Source organism: Streptococcus mitis, from assembly GCF_023109515.1.
Lineage (GTDB): Bacteria > Bacillota > Bacilli > Lactobacillales > Streptococcaceae > Streptococcus > Streptococcus mitis_CS.
Genome location: NZ_JALDUM010000001.1, coordinates 844896 through 862352, shown reverse-complemented (window position 1 = coordinate 862352; position 17457 = coordinate 844896). Strand labels below are relative to the sequence as shown.

Below are 17457 nucleotides of genomic sequence, written 5' to 3'. Positions count from 1 at the left end.
TGACTAGAGAAACTATTGGAAATAGCTTAAATAAGTGAAGCTACTGAAATAGAATAAAATATGGTATAATTGATAAGATAGATAGAATCGAGGATATTATGTCATTTACGAAATTTCAATTTAAAAACTATATTAGAGAAGCCTTGGAGGAGTTGAAATTTACAACTCCAACAGAGGTTCAAGACAAGTTGATTCCTATTGTTTTGGCAGGTCGTGACCTAGTCGGTGAATCAAAAACAGGTTCGGGTAAGACTCACACTTTCCTATTGCCGATTTTCCAGCAATTAGATGAAGCCAGCGATAGTGTTCAAGCAGTCATTACTGCACCGAGCCGTGAATTAGCTACTCAAATTTACCAAGCAGCCCGTCAGATTGTAGCCCACTCAGAGGTAGAAATTCGTGTGGTTAATTATGTGGGTGGTACTGATAAGGCTCGCCAGATTGACAAATTGGCAAGTAACCAGCCTCATATTGTTATCGGTACGCCAGGTCGTATCTATGACTTGGTTAAATCTGGTGATTTAGCTATTCATAAAGCCAAGACCTTTGTGATCGATGAGGCAGACATGACCTTGGATATGGGATTCTTAGAAACGGTTGATAAGATTGCTGGAAGTCTTCCAAAAGACCTGCAATTCATGGTCTTCTCAGCGACTATTCCACAAAAATTGCAACCATTCTTGAAAAAATACTTGTCAAATCCTGTCATGGAGAAAATCAAGACCAAAACGGTCATTTCTGATACCATTGATAATTGGTTGATTTCTACAAAGGGACGTGACAAGAATGCTCAAATTTACCAGTTAACTCAGTTGATGCAACCGTATTTGGCAATGATTTTTGTTAACACTAAAACGCGTGCTGATGAATTGCATTCATATCTGACTGCTCAAGGCTTGAAGGTAGCGAAGATTCATGGAGATATTGCCCCTCGTGAACGCAAGCGTATCATGAACCAGGTGAAAAATCTGGATTTTGAGTACATTGTCGCAACAGACTTGGCAGCGCGTGGGATTGACATTGAAGGTGTCAGCCATGTCATCAATGATGCCATTCCGCAAGATTTATCTTTCTTTGTTCACCGTGTTGGTCGTACTGGAAGAAATGGCCTACCAGGTACAGCTATTACCCTTTACCAACCCAGTGATGACTCGGATATCCGTGAGTTGGAGAAATTGGGAATCAAGTTTACTCCTAAAATGGTCAAAGACGGGGAATTTCAAGATACTTATGACCGTGATCGTCGTGCCAACCGTGAGAAAAAACAAGATAAACTTGATATCGAAATGATTGGTTTGGTTAAAAAGAAAAAGAAAAAAGTCAAACCAGGTTATAAGAAGAAAATTCAATGGGCGGTTGATGAAAAACGCCGCAAGACCAAGCGCGCTGAAAATCGCGCACGTGGTCGTGCAGAGCGTAAAGCAAAACGCCAAACATTTTAAGGCAATTGTTGGAGTAATGTGCTCCAACTTTTTTTATTTATGAGAACGAACTATCTAAACAGTAACACTACATTAAAGACTGCAAATTACGCTAAAAAATGGTATAATGATAAAGTTATATAGTCCCGATAAGATGGTAGGTATTCAGCACTAAGAAATTTCCTATCAGTACTTTGTAACTCTATAACACTATTTTTAAGGGGGGACATTTTTATGTCAGAACGTAAATTATTCACGTCTGAATCTGTATCTGAGGGGCATCCAGATAAGATTGCAGACCAAATTTCAGATGCGATTTTGGATGCTATTTTAGCCAAGGATCCAGAGGCGCACGTTGCTGCTGAGACAGCTGTATACACTGGATCTGTCCACGTTTTTGGTGAAATTTCTACAAATGCCTATGTGGATATTAACCGTGTGGTTCGTGATACCATTGCAGAGATTGGCTATACCAATACCGAGTATGGATTTTCTGCAGAGACTGTAGGAGTACATCCATCTTTGGTGGAACAATCTCCTGACATTGCCCAAGGTGTTAATGAAGCCTTGGAGGTTCGTGGAAATGCAGATCAAGATCCGCTGGACTTGATTGGTGCTGGAGACCAAGGTCTCATGTTTGGCTTTGCAGTGGATGAAACAGAAGAGCTCATGCCTTTACCAATTTCACTCAGTCATAAATTGGTTCGTCGTCTGGCAGAACTTCGTAAGTCTGGGGAAATTAGCTATCTTCGCCCAGATGCTAAATCACAAGTTACGGTTGAGTATGATGAAAATGACCGTCCAGTACGTGTGGACACAGTTGTTATTTCAACTCAGCACGATCCAGAAGTCAGCAACGAACAAATTCACAATGATGTCATTAATAAGGTTATCAAAGAGGTTATTCCAGCCTCTTACTTGGATGAGCAAACCAAATTCTTCATCAATCCTACTGGTCGTTTTGTAATCGGTGGACCGCAAGGGGACTCAGGTTTGACTGGTCGTAAGATCATCGTAGATACTTATGGTGGCTACTCTCGTCACGGTGGTGGTGCCTTCTCTGGTAAAGATGCGACTAAGGTGGACCGTTCAGCCTCTTATGCGGCTCGTTATATTGCCAAGAATATCGTTGCAGCAGGCCTTGCTAAGAAAGCAGAAGTGCAATTGGCCTATGCCATCGGTGTTGCGCAGCCTGTCTCTGTTCGTATCGATACCTTTGGTACAGGAACAGTAGCCGAAAGCAAGCTTGAAAAAGCAGCCCGTCAAATCTTTGACCTTCGCCCTGCAGGAATTATCCAAATGCTGGACCTCAAGCGTCCAATTTACCGTCAAACAGCGGCTTATGGACACATGGGACGTACAGATATTGACCTTCCATGGGAACGTTTGGACAAGGTAGATGCTTTGAAAGAAGCAGTAAAATAAGATTTTAAGAGGGAGTTCCCCTCTTTTTAATATACTATTTCCTCTAAAATAATTGAAATTATAGCCTGAATTTGATATGATATCTCTATGGATAAAAGTAGAGCAAAACGTGTTGAGCACGATAAAAAGAGAATCGGTTTAATAGCCATGGTAGCTATCTTTTCAGTAAGTATTTGCGTCCTTGGTTCAATGATTGGATACAAAGTATATACAAAGCAAAGTTTTGAACAAAGGATTGAATCTCTCAAGAAAGAGAAAGATGATCAATTAAGTGAGGGAAATCAGAAAGATCATTTTCGTAAGGGACAAGCAGAAGTAATTGCCTATTATCCTCTCCAAGGGGAGCAAGTGATTTCATCTGTAAAAGAAATCATGATACAGGATATTAAGGAAAATCTGGAAGACAAGGAAAATCTGGTTTTTTATTATACGGAGAAACAGGATTCGACTTTAAAAGGGATTGTCAACCGAAGTGTGATGAAACAAGTCTATGATTTAACTTCGTCAAAAGTTGAAGAGACTGAAAAAACTAGTCTAGCGAAAGTGCATTTGACAGAAAATGGTAAACCTTTTACCCTTGATCAACTATTTTCAGATGCTAGTAAGGCTAAAGAGCAACTGATAAAAGAACTGACTTCTTTCTTACAGGACAAGAAATTGGAGCAAGAAAAGATTGATCAAGTTGTTAAAGGTTTCTCTGACCAAGACTTGTCTGCATGGAATTTTGATTACAAGGATAGTCAGATTATCCTTTATCCAAGTCAGTCAGTTGAAAATCTAGACGAGATTGCCCTGCCAGTATCTAGTTTCTTTGAAGTTATTCAGTCCTCTTATTTATTAGATAAGGATGCAGAGCTATATAAGGCTTATTATGAAAAGAAAAATCGTAAAGTAGTGGCCTTGACTTTTGATGATGGACCAAATCCTACGACGACAAATCAAGCATTAGATACTCTTTCTAAGTATGGTATCAAGGCAACTTTCTTTGTTTTAGGTAAGAATGTTTCTGGAAATGAAGAGATTTTGAAACGCATGAAAGCAGATGGTCATGTTATTGGAAACCATAGTTGGAGTCATCCAGTGCTTTCAAAACTTTCCCTTGATGAAGCTAAAAAACAAATTACTGATACTGAGGATGCGCTAACTAAAGTGTTGGGTTCTAGTTCCAAACTCATGCGTCCGCCTTATGGAGCCATTACAGACGACATTCGCAATAGCTTAGATTTGAGCTTTATTATGTGGGATGTAGATAGTCTGGACTGGAAGAGTAAGAATGAAGCATCTATTTTGACAGAAATTCAGCGTGAAGTTAAGAATGGTTCTATTATTCTCATGCATGATATCCATGCTGAAACAGTGAATGCTTTACCAAAGGTCATTGACTATTTGAAAGGTCAGGGTTATGACTTTGTTACCGTACCAGATTTGTTAGATTCTCGTCTTAAAGCTCACCAGCTTTACTACGACCGTGACCAATAATACACAAAATCTAAAGAGATGAGTTTTCCTTAAAAATTTGCTTCTTTGGATTTTCTTCTAATTTAGAAAGGAAAAAATGAAATCTTATATTTTAAATAATGGTGTTACGATTCCAGTACTGGGATTTGGAACCTGGAAAGCTGAAAATGGAGAGATTGCCTATCAAGCTGTACTAGAGGCTTTAAAGGCAGGCTATCGCCATATAGATACGGCAGCTATTTATAAAAATGAAGAAAGCGTTGGTCGTGCCATTCAAGATAGTGGCGTTCCGCGTGAGGAAATTTTTGTAACCAGTAAACTCTGGAATACAAATCACACCTATGAGCAAGCTCGTCAGGCTTTTGAAGAGTCTTTAGAGAAGCTGAGCTTGGAATATTTGGATTTGTATTTGATTCATTGGCCAAATCCAAAACCGCTCAGAGAAAATAACCACTGGAAAATCCGAAATGCGGAAGTTTGGAGAGCGATGGAAGACCTCTATCAAGAAGGTAAAATCCGTGCTATCGGAGTTAGTAATTTTCTTCCCCATCATTTGGATGCCTTGCTTGAAACAGCAAAAATTATTCCTGCGGTTAATCAAGTTCGTTTGGCGCCAGGTGTGTATCAAGAGGAAGTCGTAGATTACTGTCGAGAAAAAGGAATTTTATTGGAAGCTTGGGGACCTTTTGGTCAGGGAGAACTGTTTGATAGCAAGCAAGTGCAAGAAATAGCTGAAAATCACGGAAAGTCTGTTGCTCAGATAGCCTTGGCATGGAGCTTGGTAGAAGGATTTTTACCACTTCCAAAATCTGTCACAGCATCTCGTATTCAGGCTAATCTTGATTGTTTCGGAATTGAGCTGAGTCACGAGGAGCGTGAAACCTTAAAAACAATTGCTGTTCAGTCTGGTGCTCCACGAGTTGATGATATGGATTTCTAGAAAATCATAAAAAGAATTGTACATTGTTCCAATTTTTGATATAATAGTCAACAGGAAAGAAAGTCTTATGGCGTTCTTCAAGCGAGCTTGGGATAGTGGGAGCCAAGTAGGGCAAAATAATGAACTGGCGCTTTCTGTAGTATTTTCAAAAACAATGAAGTAATAAATTAGGGTGGAACCGCGTTTCTGACGCCCCTAGGTTAAATCAACCTAGGATTGTCGGACGCGGTTCTTTCGCTTATTCAGTCTATTATGTGAAAGAAAGGAGAGACGTGGAAAACCTTTATCTTGTAAAAGACGATAGTCAACTAGCTACATTTCGTGATTTTGTAGTAAGAAATACTGAAAAGTTGAAAGATTATCAATCTTTTTTAAAGAATGAACTTGCAGTCTGTGATTTACCGCAAGCCGTTATTTGGTCAAGTTTTAATGCTGCTACACAGATTATTAGGGAAAGTGCTGTTCCAGCCTATACAAATAATAGACGAATGGTTATGACGCCTGATTTAGCTGTTTGGAAAGAGTTGTATTTGTATCAGTTGATGGACTACGAGTGTTCTCAGCAAACTCAAGCAATAGAAAGTCACTATCATTCTTTATCTGAAAATTTCCTCTTGCAGATTGTAGGACATGAGTTAGCTCATTGGTCGGAGCATTTTTTAGATGATTTTGATGGTTACGACTCTTATATATGGTTCGAAGAGGGGATGGTTGAATATATTAGTCACAAGTATTTCTTGACAGAAGAGGAATTTCAAGCGGAAAAAATTTGTAATCAATCTCTTGTAGAACTTTTTCAGAAGAAGTATGGTTGGCATTCATTGAATGATTTTGGTTCTTCGACTTATGATAAGAACTATGCAAGTATTTTTTACGAATACTGGCGTAGTTTTTTGACAATAGATAAGTTGGTAGAAAATCTAGGTAGTGTACAAGCGGTCTTCGATTCTTATCATTTATGGGCAAATACAGATAAAACTCTACCCTTGTTAAATTGGTTTGTTCAGCAGAAATTAATTGAAAAAGAAATATAAAAACTAAAGGAGTAAACAATGTCTAAGAAATTAACATTTCACTGCATCAGTGGCAGAGACCTCCTTACAGTCGAATTGCCCCACGCTCAGCACTAGAGTGCCTGAGCTAGACGCAGTACTAACTCGTCTTGCCTCGTATGATCGACGAGGCAGACTCGTGTCGCAAGTAATTTATATAAAAAGGAGTAAACAATGTCTAAAAAATTGACTTTCCAGGAAATCATCCTTACTTTGCAACAATTTTGGAATGACCAAGGTTGTATGCTTATGCAGGCTTATGACAACGAAAAAGGTGCGGGAACAATGAGTCCTTACACTTTCCTTCGTGCTATCGGACCTGAGCCATGGAATGCAGCGTATGTAGAGCCATCACGTCGTCCTGCTGACGGTCGTTACGGGGAAAACCCTAACCGTTTATACCAACACCACCAATTCCAAGTGGTCATGAAGCCATCTCCATCAAATATCCAGGAACTTTACCTTGAGTCTTTGGAAAAATTGGGAATTAATCCTTTGGAACACGATATTCGCTTCGTTGAGGATAACTGGGAAAATCCATCGACTGGATCAGCTGGTCTTGGTTGGGAAGTTTGGCTTGATGGTATGGAAATCACTCAGTTCACTTACTTCCAACAAGTAGGTGGATTGGCAACTGGCCCTGTGACTGCGGAAGTTACTTATGGTTTGGAACGCTTGGCTTCTTATATTCAGGAAGTGGATTCTGTCTATGATATCGAATGGGCTGATGGTGTAAAATACGGAGAAATCTTCATCCAGCCTGAGTACGAACACTCAAAATATTCATTTGAAATTTCGGATCAAGAAATGTTGCTTGAAAACTTTGATAAGTTTGAAAAAGAAGCTGGACGCGCCTTGGAAGAAGGATTGGTGCACCCTGCCTATGACTATGTTCTCAAATGTTCACATACCTTTAACCTTCTTGATGCGCGTGGTGCCGTATCTGTAACAGAGCGCGCAGGCTATATCGCTCGTATTCGTAACCTAGCCCGTGTTGTAGCCAAAACCTTTGTCGCAGAACGTAAACGCCTAGGCTACCCACTTTTGGATGAAGAAACCCGAGCTAAACTCTTAGCAGAAGACGCAGAATAGTGAGTAATATCGTGCTCTAAAATCGTTAGAGGCAAGTCGAAGACTTGCTAGAGGAATATGCACCGCAGTACTGTTATGTGGGGATTTTTGAAACCTTGGGTTCAAAAATCAGTCAGCTAAATCCACTTTGATGAGACTGTTGGAAATCTTGATCAATTTAGCATTGGATTTCCATACAGACTCACAAAGTTAGTTAGCGACGTCCCCAGTACCTAAGGTGCATATCAAAAAAGATTGAAGAAAATGTAAAGGAAAAAACATGACAAAAAACTTATTAGTAGAACTCGGTCTTGAAGAATTACCAGCCTATGTTGTCACACCAAGTGAAAAACAACTAGGCGAAAAAATGTCAGCCTTCCTCAAGGAAAATCGCCTGTCTTTTGAAGCTGTTCAAACCTTCTCGACACCACGTCGTTTAGCTGTTCGTGTGACTGGTCTTGCAGATAAACAGTCTGATTTGACTGAAGATTTTAAGGGGCCAGCAAAGAAAATTGCCTTGGATAGTGATGGGAACTTCACCAAAGCAGCTCAAGGATTTGTCCGTGGAAAAGGCTTGACTGTTGAAGATATCGAATTCCGTGAAATTAAGGGTGAAGAATATGTCTATGTCACTAAGGAAGAAATTGGTCAAGCAGTTGAAGCCATTGTTCCAGGTGTTGTGGATGTCTTGAAGTCCTTGACTTTCCCTGTCAGCATGCACTGGGCTAACAACACCTTTGAATACATCCGCCCTGTTCACACTTTAACTGTTCTTTTAGATGAAGAAGAGTTTGATTTGGATTTCCTTGATATCAAGGGAGGTCGTGTGAGCCGTGGTCATCGTTTCTTGGGACAAGAAACTAAGATACAGTCAGCATTGAGCTATGAAGAAGACCTTCGTGCACAATTTGTAATCGCAGATCCACGTGAACGTGAGCAAATGATTGTTGACCAAATCAAGGAAATTGAGGCAAAACATGGTGTACGTATTGAAATTGATGCTGATTTGCTTAATGAAGTCTTGAACTTGGTTGAATACCCAACTGCCTTTATGGGAAGTTTTGATGCCAAATACCTTGAAGTTCCAGAAGAAGTTTTGGTGACTTCAATGAAAGAACACCAACGTTACTTTGTTGTTCGTGATCAAGATGGTAAACTATTGCCAAACTTTATTTCTGTCCGTAACGGAAATGCAGAGCATTTGGAAAATGTCATTAAAGGAAATGAAAAAGTCTTGGTAGCCCGCTTGGAAGACGGTGAATTCTTCTGGCGTGAAGACCAAAAATTGGTCATTTCAGATCTTGTTGAAAAATTAAACAATGTGACTTTCCATGAGAAAATTGGTTCCCTTCGTGAACACATGATTCGTACTGGTCAGATTGCTATTCTCTTGGCAGAAAAAGCAGGATTGTCAGCGGATGAAACGATTGATCTAGCCCGTGCAGCAGCCATTTACAAGTTTGACTTGTTGACAGGTATGGTTGGTGAATTTGACGAGCTCCAAGGAATTATGGGGGAGAAATATGCCCTTCTTGCTGGTGAAACTCCAGCAGTGGCAGTTGCTATTCGTGAACACTACATGCCTACATCAGCTGAAGGAGAACTTCCAGAGAGCAAGGTCGGTGCAGTGCTTGCCATTGCAGATAAATTGGATACGATATTGAGTTTCTTCTCAGTAGGCTTGATTCCATCAGGTTCTAATGACCCTTATGCCCTTCGTCGCGCGACCCAAGGTGTGGTTCGTATCTTGGATGCCTTTGGTTGGCACATTGCTATGGATGAGTTGATTGATAGCCTTTATGCTTTGAAATTTGACAGTTTGACTTATGAAAATAAGACAGAGGTTATGGAATTTATCAAGGCTCGTGTTGATAAGATGATGGGCTCTACTCCAAAAGATATTAAGGAAGCCGTTCTTGCAGGGTCAAACTTTGTTGTGGCGGATATGTTGGAAGCAGCAAGTGCTCTTGTAGAAGCAAGCAAGGGAGAAGACTTTAAACCATCTGTTGAATCCCTCTCACGTGCTTTCAACTTGGCTGAGAAAGCAGAAGGCAATGACACGGTTGATCCTGCTCTCTTTGAGAATGAAGAAGAGAAAACCTTGGCTGAAGCAGTAGAAACACTCGTTTTATCAGGTTCTGCAAGTCAGCAATTGAAACAACTCTTTGCTCTTAGCCCAGTCATTGATGCATTCTTTGAGAATACCATGGTTATGGCTGAAAATGAAGCAGTCCGTCAAAATCGTTTGGCAATCTTGTCACAACTAACCAAGAAAGCAGCTAAGCTCGCTCGTTTTAACCAAATCAATACTAAATAAACTCAGTCAAACGGACTGTATCTTATCACAAAGGAGAAGAAATGGATCCGAAAAAAATCGCTCGTATCAACGAGCTTGCCAAAAAGAAAAAAACAGAAGGCTTAACTTCTGCTGAAAAAGTGGAACAAGCTAAACTTCGTGAGGAGTATATCGAAGGCTATCGTCGCTCTGTTCGTCACCACATTGAAGGAATCAAAATTGTGGACGAAGAAGGAAACGATGTTACACCAGAGAAACTACGTCAAGTCCAACGTGAAAAAGGATTACATGGTCGTAGTCTCGATGACCCAAATTCATAATAAGTATTCTTTCTTTTAACAAGGATAGGTGAAATAATAATCAAAAGACTAGCAGTTTTTGTCTGCTAGTCTTTTTTCGCTAAAAAAGGAACCAATATGGTTCCCAAAACTATTATTAGTTACTTGCGCCAGATGTAGCGTCTGCACCACCACCGTGGCCTCCAGCCTCACCTGCATCAGAAGCTCCAGATGTAGCATCTGCATCACCGTGACCATGTCCGCCAGCAGGAGCTGCAGCATTTCCACCAACTAGACGTTGACCAGTTGTATTGAGGTACCAATCAAGCCATGGTTGGAAGTTGAAGACTATTTCATTGATACCAGCGTATGATCCATCAGGATAGTACATAGCTTGATAGTTGTGAGTATTGATAACCCCTGCAGGAGATCCAGGAACGATTGTACGAACATATTCTTGATCACCATTACGCAGTACACCGACAACCCATTCAACATTTTTCATACGTCCACCGGGAAGTGAGTTATGGACAGTTGAGAGACGGTTACCAGATTGAGATGGTACACGTTTAGCAAACATGGTGTTTGGATCTTGGTGAACATTATTGTAGTATAAGAATTGGTTGTTATCATCTGCAAATGTCAATTCAAATGGCATTGCTTTCAAGAACATATCGATTTGGTTAACAGTTAAGATACCATGATCTAGTTTGACATAGGTATCACCTGAAACCGCACCAGTAATTTCAGCAACTTTTTCAACCCATTCTGGATCATCGGGATCAACTTCTGTGATTGTGGTAGCAATTGGTCTGCCACAATCCAAATCTTCTGGTTCAATTGGTTTTGGTTTTTTCAATTTTGAAACAACTCCTACATATTTTACAAAATTATCCAAGCAAGTTTCGAGGAATTTAACTGTTCCTTCATTCGTGATATTGCCCTCTGCGTCAAAAGCTTCTTTGGCTTTACCAAGAAGGAATTCGTTTCCAGGAAGTGTATAGGCATTGACACCTGGAGCGTCAAGAATCTTACGAAGGTGAACTTGGGCACGAGAAGTACCTTGGTCGTAGTAAGAAGCTCCCACAATCATAACTGGTTTGTTTTCAAATGGATGAACTTCGTATGAAAGCCATTCAAGAACAGATTTAAGAGAAGCTGAGATTGTGTGGTTGTGCTCAGGAGTAGCGATAATGACACCATCAGCACGTGTAATTCTGTTATACAAGAGACGCAATTGGAAGCTTTCATCCCATTTTTCGTCTTGGTTAAACATTGGAACTTCATCAATTTCAAGAACTTCTAATTCAAATTTAAGTTTGAAGTGACGACGGATAAATTCCAAGAGTTTACGGTTATATGATTGATCGTAATTTGATCCTACAAGTCCAACAAATTTCATTCTTTCTGCTCTCCTATTTTACAAATTTTCCCAGTCAAAATCTTCGGCATCTTTGCGAAGTAATTCTTTCGCATTGCGCAATTTTTCTGTAATTTTTACAAAGATACGGTAGTCGTCAAAAATGGCATCCATTTTTTGAATAACATCAAGATCCACTAAATCTCCATTGTTATTGAAGGCTTGGAGAGAATGAGAAAGTAAGAATTCGTCTGGTAGGACGCTTGCCTTGATTTCTGGTGAGTTCAAGATTTGACGAAGTTGTAATTGGGCACGAGATGAACCAAGTGTCCCGTATGAAGCACCGGTAATCATGATTGGCTTATTCAAAAGTGGATAAACACCGTAAGATAACCAAGCGAGAGCACTCATCAAAACAGCTGGGATAGAGTGGTCATACTCAGGAGTACCGATAATAACGCCATCTGCCTCTTCAATTTTAGCAGCAATTTCCAGAATTTCAGCAGGCACTTGCTTGTCAGCTGGTTTATTGAAGACAGGAATGTCTTTAATTTCAACAAGTTCAATTTCAGCTTTTTCAGCAAAGTGTTTTTGCATGTATTGAAGCAATTGGCGGTTTGTAGAACGTTTTGAATTTGTTCCAACAATAGCAATAAGTTTTAACATGAGATTTCCTTTCTCTTTTTACATAATACGATTTTAAAACTCCATTGAAACATCTATTTCTATAGAGTAGGAATTCCTGAAGAACAGCTTAGGTGACCTTCCTTATCGATGAGGATAGCTTCGATGCCCTCCAAACTTTCGACTTGCCAGAGGATAGAAGCAGGTCTTTCTCCAAAGAGTCGAGTTGTCCAGATTTCTCCATCAACAGATTTATCAGAGATGATAGTTAGACTTGCTAGTTCCGTTTCAACAGGATATCCTGTTTGACTGTCAAAAATATGATGGTAATCTTTTTCATCGACAGTCAGGTGACGTTCATAAATGCCTGAAGTGACGACAGATTTATTGACAACAGGAATGGTCATTAAGTGATTTCCCCTCGGATTGGCTGGGTCTTGAATCCCGATTTGCCAAGGCTGATTTCCTCTTGCCTGATTTTTTCCAATAGTCAGGATATTCCCTCCCAGATTGATCAAGGCAGACGTCACTCCCTCTTCTCTAAGAAATTGGGCAACTTTATCCGCACTATAACCCTTGGCTAAACAACCAAGATCAATCTTCATTCCTTTTTGTTTTAAAAACACAGTGGAAGTGGAAGAATCTAACTCGATATAATGAGGATTGATTAAAGGTAGCACCGATTCAATTTCTTGGGGTTGGGCCACTTTGGCATCTGAAAAACCAATGCGCCAGGTTTGAATCAAGGGACCAATGCTGATGTTGAGATGGCTAGAGGGCGCTAGGCTATGCTCTAACCCAAGTGAAATCAGTTCAAACAGGTCTGGATGAACCTTGACAGGAGCTATTCCTGCTTGATAATTGATTTCCATCAACTCAGATTCTTGGCTATTGGCGTTGAAGCGGTATTCGAGCTCTCTGAGTAAATCAAAGGATTTTTGGAGCAAGATATCTGCTCGCTCATCCACTAATGAAATAGTGATAGTGGTTCCCATTAGGCGTTCAGAATGTGAACTTAGAGGCAAGCTACCAACTCCTTTCTCTTATGAAAAGAAGGTTGAAACATAGTAAATTTATGAAAAATGAACCCCTTACATTTTCTTTCCATGATACTAGCATACCATAAAGTCAGCGTTTTCACAAATAAAATTTGTAAACTTGTCAAGAAATATGCTCAGAAAATATAAAGAGTAATTGTAAGAAAGGCTGATAAAATACAGATTATTTACATTTTTTTACAAAAAAATCGGGAAAATTAGCTAAACTCTTGTAAACGCTAACAGTAAATGTTATACTAGAAGAGTAAATTTTAAATTAAAGGTAGGAATTTTTCTATGAGTAAAATCGTTGTAGTTGGTGCTAACCACGCTGGTACAGCATGTATTAATACTATGTTGGATAATTTTGGTAATGAGAACGAAATTGTTGTATTCGACCAAAACTCTAACATCTCTTTCCTAGGATGTGGAATGGCCCTTTGGATTGGTGAACAAATTGACGGTGCTGAAGGCTTGTTCTATTCTGATAAAGAAAAATTGGAAGCTAAGGGTGCTAAGGTTTACATGAATTCACCAGTTCTTTCAATCGACTATGATAACAAAGTAGTTACAGCTGAAGTTGAAGGAAAAGAACACAAAGAATCATACGAGAAATTGATTTTTGCTACGGGTTCTACACCAATCTTGCCACCAATCGAAGGTGTTGAAATTGTTAAAGGAAACCGCGAATTTAAAGCAACTCTTGAAAACGTACAATTCGTGAAATTGTACCAAAATGCTGAAGAAGTTATCAATAAACTTGCTGACAAGAGCCAACACCTCGACCGTATCGCCGTTGTTGGTGGTGGTTACATCGGTGTTGAACTTGCTGAAGCCTTTGAGCGTCTTGGAAAAGAAGTTGTCCTTGTTGATATCGTTGATACTGTTTTGAACGGTTACTATGACAGAGACTTCACACAAATGATGGCGAAGAACTTGGAAGATCACAACATTCGCTTGGCTCTTGGTCAAACTGTTAAAGCAATCGAGGGTGACGGTAAAGTTGAACGCTTGATTACTGATAAAGAAACTTTCGATGTGGATATGGTTATCCTTGCAGTTGGTTTCCGTCCAAATACTGCTCTTGCTGATGGTAAGATTGAACTCTTCCGTAACGGTGCTTTCCTTGTAAACAAGAAACAAGAAACTTCACTTCCTGGTGTATTTGCTGTTGGAGACTGTGCGACTGTTTATGACAACGCTCGTAAAGATACAAGCTACATCGCACTTGCTTCAAACGCAGTTCGTACTGGTATTGTTGGTGCTTACAATGCTTGTGGACATGAATTGGAAGGAATCGGTGTTCAAGGTTCAAACGGTATCTCAATCTACGGTCTTCACATGGTTTCAACTGGTTTGACTCTTGAAAAAGCTAAAGCTGCTGGTTACAACGCAACTGAAACAGGCTTTAACGATCTTCAAAAACCAGAATTCATGAAACATGATAACCATGAAGTAGCAATCAAGATTGTCTTTGACAAAGATAGTCGTGAAATTCTTGGTGCACAAATGGTTTCACATGACCCTGCGATTAGTATGGGAATTCACATGTTCTCACTTGCTATTCAAGAGCATGTAACAATTGATAAATTGGCATTGACAGACCTATTCTTCTTGCCACACTTCAACAAACCATACAACTACATCACAATGGCTGCACTTACAGCTGAAAAATAAAAATGAATGAGCTATCTGGCCTTAAGCTAAGGTCAGATAGTTTTTTAGTTAATCTGTACCCATACAATTATGATTTTTTTATCTTGTGATTCATTCTAATCTAACTTAAAATGAAATGGTAGCTACCAATACAAATGATGAGGATAAAGAAATGACTGAAAATCGTTATGAACTAAATAAAAACTTGGCGCAGATGCTCAAGGGTGGAGTTATCATGGACGTTCAAAATCCTGAACAAGCCCGTATCGCTGAAGCTGCTGGTGCGGCAGCTGTTATGGCCTTGGAGAGGATTCCGGCTGATATTCGTGCAGCTGGTGGTGTTTCCCGTATGAGTGATCCAAAGATGATTAAGGAAATCCAAGAAGCGGTTAGCATTCCAGTGATGGCCAAGGTCAGAATAGGCCATTTTGTTGAAGCCCAGATTTTAGAGGCTATCGAAATTGACTATATCGATGAGAGTGAAGTTCTATCTCCAGCTGATGACCGTTTTCATGTGGATAAGAAAGAATTCCAAGTTCCTTTTGTCTGTGGAGCTAAGGATTTGGGTGAAGCCTTGCGTCGTATCGCTGAAGGTGCTTCTATGATTCGTACCAAAGGAGAACCGGGTACGGGGGATATCGTCCAAGCTGTTCGTCATATGCGTATGATGAATCAGGAAATTCGCCGCATTCAAAACCTACGTGAGGACGAACTTTATGTTGCTGCTAAGGACTTGCAAGTCCCTGTAGAATTGGTTCAATACGTTCATGAACATGGGAAATTACCAGTTGTAAACTTTGCGGCTGGAGGCGTTGCAACGCCAGCAGATGCGGCGTTAATGATGCAATTAGGGGCAGAAGGTGTATTTGTCGGTTCAGGTATTTTCAAGTCAGGAGATCCTGTTAAACGAGCGAGTGCTATTGTCAAAGCGGTGACTAATTTCCGAAATCCTCAAATCTTGGCTCAAATCTCTGAAGATTTAGGAGAAGCCATGGTTGGTATCAATGAAAATGAGATCCAAATCCTCATGGCTGAGCGAGGAAAATAGATGAAAATCGGAATATTGGCCTTGCAAGGTGCTTTTGCAGAACATGCAAAAGTACTAGATAAATTGGGCGTAGACAATGTTGAAATCAGAAATCTAGATGATTTTCAGCAACATCAGAGTGACTTGTCGGGTTTGATTTTGCCTGGAGGAGAATCTACAACCATGGGCAAGCTCTTACGGGACCAGGACATGCTGATCCCCATTCGAGAAGCCATTCTATCTGGACTACCAGTGTTTGGGACCTGTGCAGGCTTAATTTTGCTGGCTAAGGAAATCACTTCTCAGGAAGAAAGTCATCTAGGAACTATGGATATGGTTGTCGAGCGCAATGCCTATGGGCGCCAATTAGGAAGTTTCTACACGGAAGCAGAATGTAAGGGAGTCGGTCAGATTCCAATGACCTTTATCCGTGGTCCAATTATCAGCAGTGTTGGAGAGGGTGTAGAAATTCTAGCAACAGTGAACGATCAAATTGTTGCAGCCCAAGAAAAAAATATGTTGGTAACCTCTTTTCATCCAGAATTGACTGATGATGTGCGCTTTCACCAGTACTTTATTAATATGTGTAAAGAAAAAAGTTGAGACTGAATTTCTCAACTTTTTTACATGTAATAAACAATGGCGATGTACTGGAGTGCGGACGCAGCTAGGATAAAGAGATGCCAAATCATGTGGAAATAAGGTTTTTTCTTGGCATAAAATCCAGCTCCAACTGTATAAGAGAGTCCGCCAGTTACCATGAGACTCCAGAAAATTGGCGTTGTTTGACTGATAATGGCAGGAATGATAGTCAGAACCAACCAGCCCATAATCAGGTAAAGAGCAAGGCTAAATTTCTCATTGACTTTTTTAGCAAAGATTTTATAGAGAATACCAAAGATGGTCGTTCCCCATTGGATGGCAATAATCAGATAGCCAAACCAGTTATTCATTAAGGTCAAGACGACGGGCGTGTATGAGCCTGCAATAGCAACATAAATCATAGAATGGTCAATGATTCGCAAGACATATTTGTGGGTCGAACCATAGGCCATAGAGTGATAAATGGTGGATGATAGAAACATGAGAAAGAGACTAATAACGAAAATGGAAACGCCGATAGATGATAAAAAACCGTGTGCTTCATAACTATAGGTGGATGAAATAGGGAGTAAGATGAGCATGATAACGGCCCCCACAGCATGGGTCACGCTATTAGCAATTTCCTCTCCAAAACTGAGTTGTTTGCTGAGTTTAAGACTAGTGTTCATTGGATTACCTCCTCTTGAGTATGATGGATTAAGTCTAGAGTTTGATGATAGAGTTTAACAGTTTGGCAGCTGGTTTGGATGATGGGGTTAGCTGGGTCCATTCCTTGGTTCATGTAGTCCACAAAAGCATCGTAGAGTTGGTCTGAACTTGCTTGAGTTTGTAGAGTATTCAGTGTCTGTGCTATTTCTTGAATAGAGAATACCGACTTGAGGGTTGTGATAGCAATCAGACGGGCAATCTGTTGGCGTTGGTATTTTTTCTTGTCAGGCTTTGTCAGGTAACCATGTTTGACATAATTGTTGACCATAGATGCTGTCAGGCCCTTATCTTTATCAGGAGAGATAGGGGCGCAGACCTGATTGACATAGAGTAAAACCTGGTCCAGATAGAGGTCAATGTTTGGAATTTCTGCCCATTTGGGGTAGGAAAAGGTAGTTTTCATTTTCAACTCCTTTTTATCTAGTTTTAATAACTAGATTATAAAATAATAAAAATAGAAAGTCAAGTTTTAACTGCTTGTAGAAAGACTTAAATTATGCT

At 40.0% G+C, this 17457-nt stretch carries 16 protein-coding genes; 11 read left to right on the top strand and 5 right to left on the bottom strand.

Annotated features, from left to right (window positions below):
- Window positions 1–98: 98 nt before the first annotated feature.
- The 8 genes from M1G05_RS04285 (at window position 99) to M1G05_RS04250 (ending at window position 9983) form a co-directional block, all read left to right on the top strand.
- On the top strand, window positions 99–1442 hold the full coding sequence (locus M1G05_RS04285) for a DEAD/DEAH box helicase (protein WP_049501910.1): 1344 nt from the start codon (window positions 99–101) through the stop codon (window positions 1440–1442).
- A gap of 213 nt (window positions 1443–1655) precedes the next feature.
- Entirely contained in the window at window positions 1656–2846 is a 1191-nt protein-coding gene (gene metK, locus M1G05_RS04280) for a methionine adenosyltransferase (protein ID WP_000003942.1), read from the top strand.
- 87 nt (window positions 2847–2933) lie between these two features.
- The gene (pgdA, locus tag M1G05_RS04275) at window positions 2934–4325 is read left to right on the top strand and encodes a peptidoglycan-N-acetylglucosamine deacetylase PgdA (RefSeq protein WP_247953175.1); all 1392 of its coding nucleotides are present in this window, start codon (window positions 2934–2936) and stop codon (window positions 4323–4325) included.
- A gap of 76 nt (window positions 4326–4401) precedes the next feature.
- The gene (locus M1G05_RS04270) at window positions 4402–5244 is read left to right on the top strand and encodes an aldo/keto reductase (RefSeq protein WP_247953174.1); all 843 of its coding nucleotides are present in this window, start codon (window positions 4402–4404) and stop codon (window positions 5242–5244) included.
- Window positions 5245–5516: 272 nt separating this feature from the next.
- A complete protein-coding gene (locus M1G05_RS04265) occupies window positions 5517–6278 on the top strand; it encodes an elongation factor Tu (RefSeq protein ID WP_247953173.1) in 762 nt (253 codons plus the stop codon).
- Window positions 6279–6470: 192 nt separating this feature from the next.
- Window positions 6471–7388, top strand: coding sequence for a glycine--tRNA ligase subunit alpha (glyQ, locus tag M1G05_RS04260; protein ID WP_000038736.1), 918 nt, complete (start codon window positions 6471–6473; stop codon window positions 7386–7388).
- Between the two features lie 259 nt (window positions 7389–7647).
- Window positions 7648–9684: a glycine--tRNA ligase subunit beta gene (gene glyS / locus M1G05_RS04255; protein ID WP_247953172.1), complete on the top strand. Its 2037-nt coding sequence runs from the start codon at window positions 7648–7650 to the stop codon at window positions 9682–9684.
- Between the two features lie 41 nt (window positions 9685–9725).
- Window positions 9726–9983 carry a DUF896 family protein gene (locus tag M1G05_RS04250; RefSeq protein WP_000371291.1) on the top strand — a complete coding sequence of 86 codons (258 nt, stop codon included), beginning with the start codon at window positions 9726–9728 and terminating at the stop codon, window positions 9981–9983.
- A 115-nt stretch (window positions 9984–10098) separates the two neighbouring features.
- On the opposite strand, the gene M1G05_RS04245 is transcribed toward M1G05_RS04250, so the two are convergent.
- From M1G05_RS04245 to M1G05_RS04235, 3 genes are read right to left on the bottom strand one after another with little or no spacing between them, the layout of a single operon-like run.
- A complete protein-coding gene (locus M1G05_RS04245) occupies window positions 10099–11343 on the bottom strand; it encodes an NAD(P)H-dependent oxidoreductase (protein ID WP_049500118.1) in 1245 nt (414 codons plus the stop codon).
- A gap of 18 nt (window positions 11344–11361) precedes the next feature.
- The gene (locus tag M1G05_RS04240; RefSeq protein ID WP_247953171.1) at window positions 11362–11967 is read right to left on the bottom strand and encodes an NADPH-dependent FMN reductase; all 606 of its coding nucleotides are present in this window, start codon (window positions 11965–11967) and stop codon (window positions 11362–11364) included.
- Between the two features lie 59 nt (window positions 11968–12026).
- Window positions 12027–12950 carry an FAD:protein FMN transferase gene (locus M1G05_RS04235; RefSeq protein ID WP_247953170.1) on the bottom strand — a complete coding sequence of 308 codons (924 nt, stop codon included), beginning with the start codon at window positions 12948–12950 and terminating at the stop codon, window positions 12027–12029.
- Between the two features lie 309 nt (window positions 12951–13259).
- On the opposite strand from M1G05_RS04235, the gene nox reads away from it, so the two are divergent.
- The 3 genes from nox (at window position 13260) to pdxT (ending at window position 16248) form a co-directional block, all read left to right on the top strand.
- Window positions 13260–14639 carry a H2O-forming NADH oxidase gene (gene nox / locus M1G05_RS04230; RefSeq protein ID WP_049500112.1) on the top strand — a complete coding sequence of 460 codons (1380 nt, stop codon included), beginning with the start codon at window positions 13260–13262 and terminating at the stop codon, window positions 14637–14639.
- A 151-nt stretch (window positions 14640–14790) separates the two neighbouring features.
- Complete coding sequence (gene pdxS / locus M1G05_RS04225; protein WP_000138517.1) at window positions 14791–15666, top strand: pyridoxal 5'-phosphate synthase lyase subunit PdxS; 876 nt, start codon at window positions 14791–14793, stop codon at window positions 15664–15666.
- Entirely contained in the window at window positions 15667–16248 is a 582-nt protein-coding gene (gene pdxT / locus M1G05_RS04220; protein ID WP_247953169.1) for a pyridoxal 5'-phosphate synthase glutaminase subunit PdxT, read from the top strand. It begins immediately after the preceding gene.
- Between the two features lie 20 nt (window positions 16249–16268).
- Here the strand turns inward: pdxT and trhA are convergent, their stop codons facing one another.
- On the bottom strand, window positions 16269–16916 hold the full coding sequence (gene trhA, locus M1G05_RS04215; protein ID WP_078238367.1) for a PAQR family membrane homeostasis protein TrhA: 648 nt from the start codon (window positions 16914–16916) through the stop codon (window positions 16269–16271).
- Entirely contained in the window at window positions 16913–17359 is a 447-nt protein-coding gene (locus tag M1G05_RS04210; protein WP_247953168.1) for a DUF1836 domain-containing protein, read from the bottom strand. Before M1G05_RS04210 ends, trhA begins: the two co-directional genes overlap by 4 nt.
- Window positions 17360–17457: the final 98 nt, after the last annotated feature.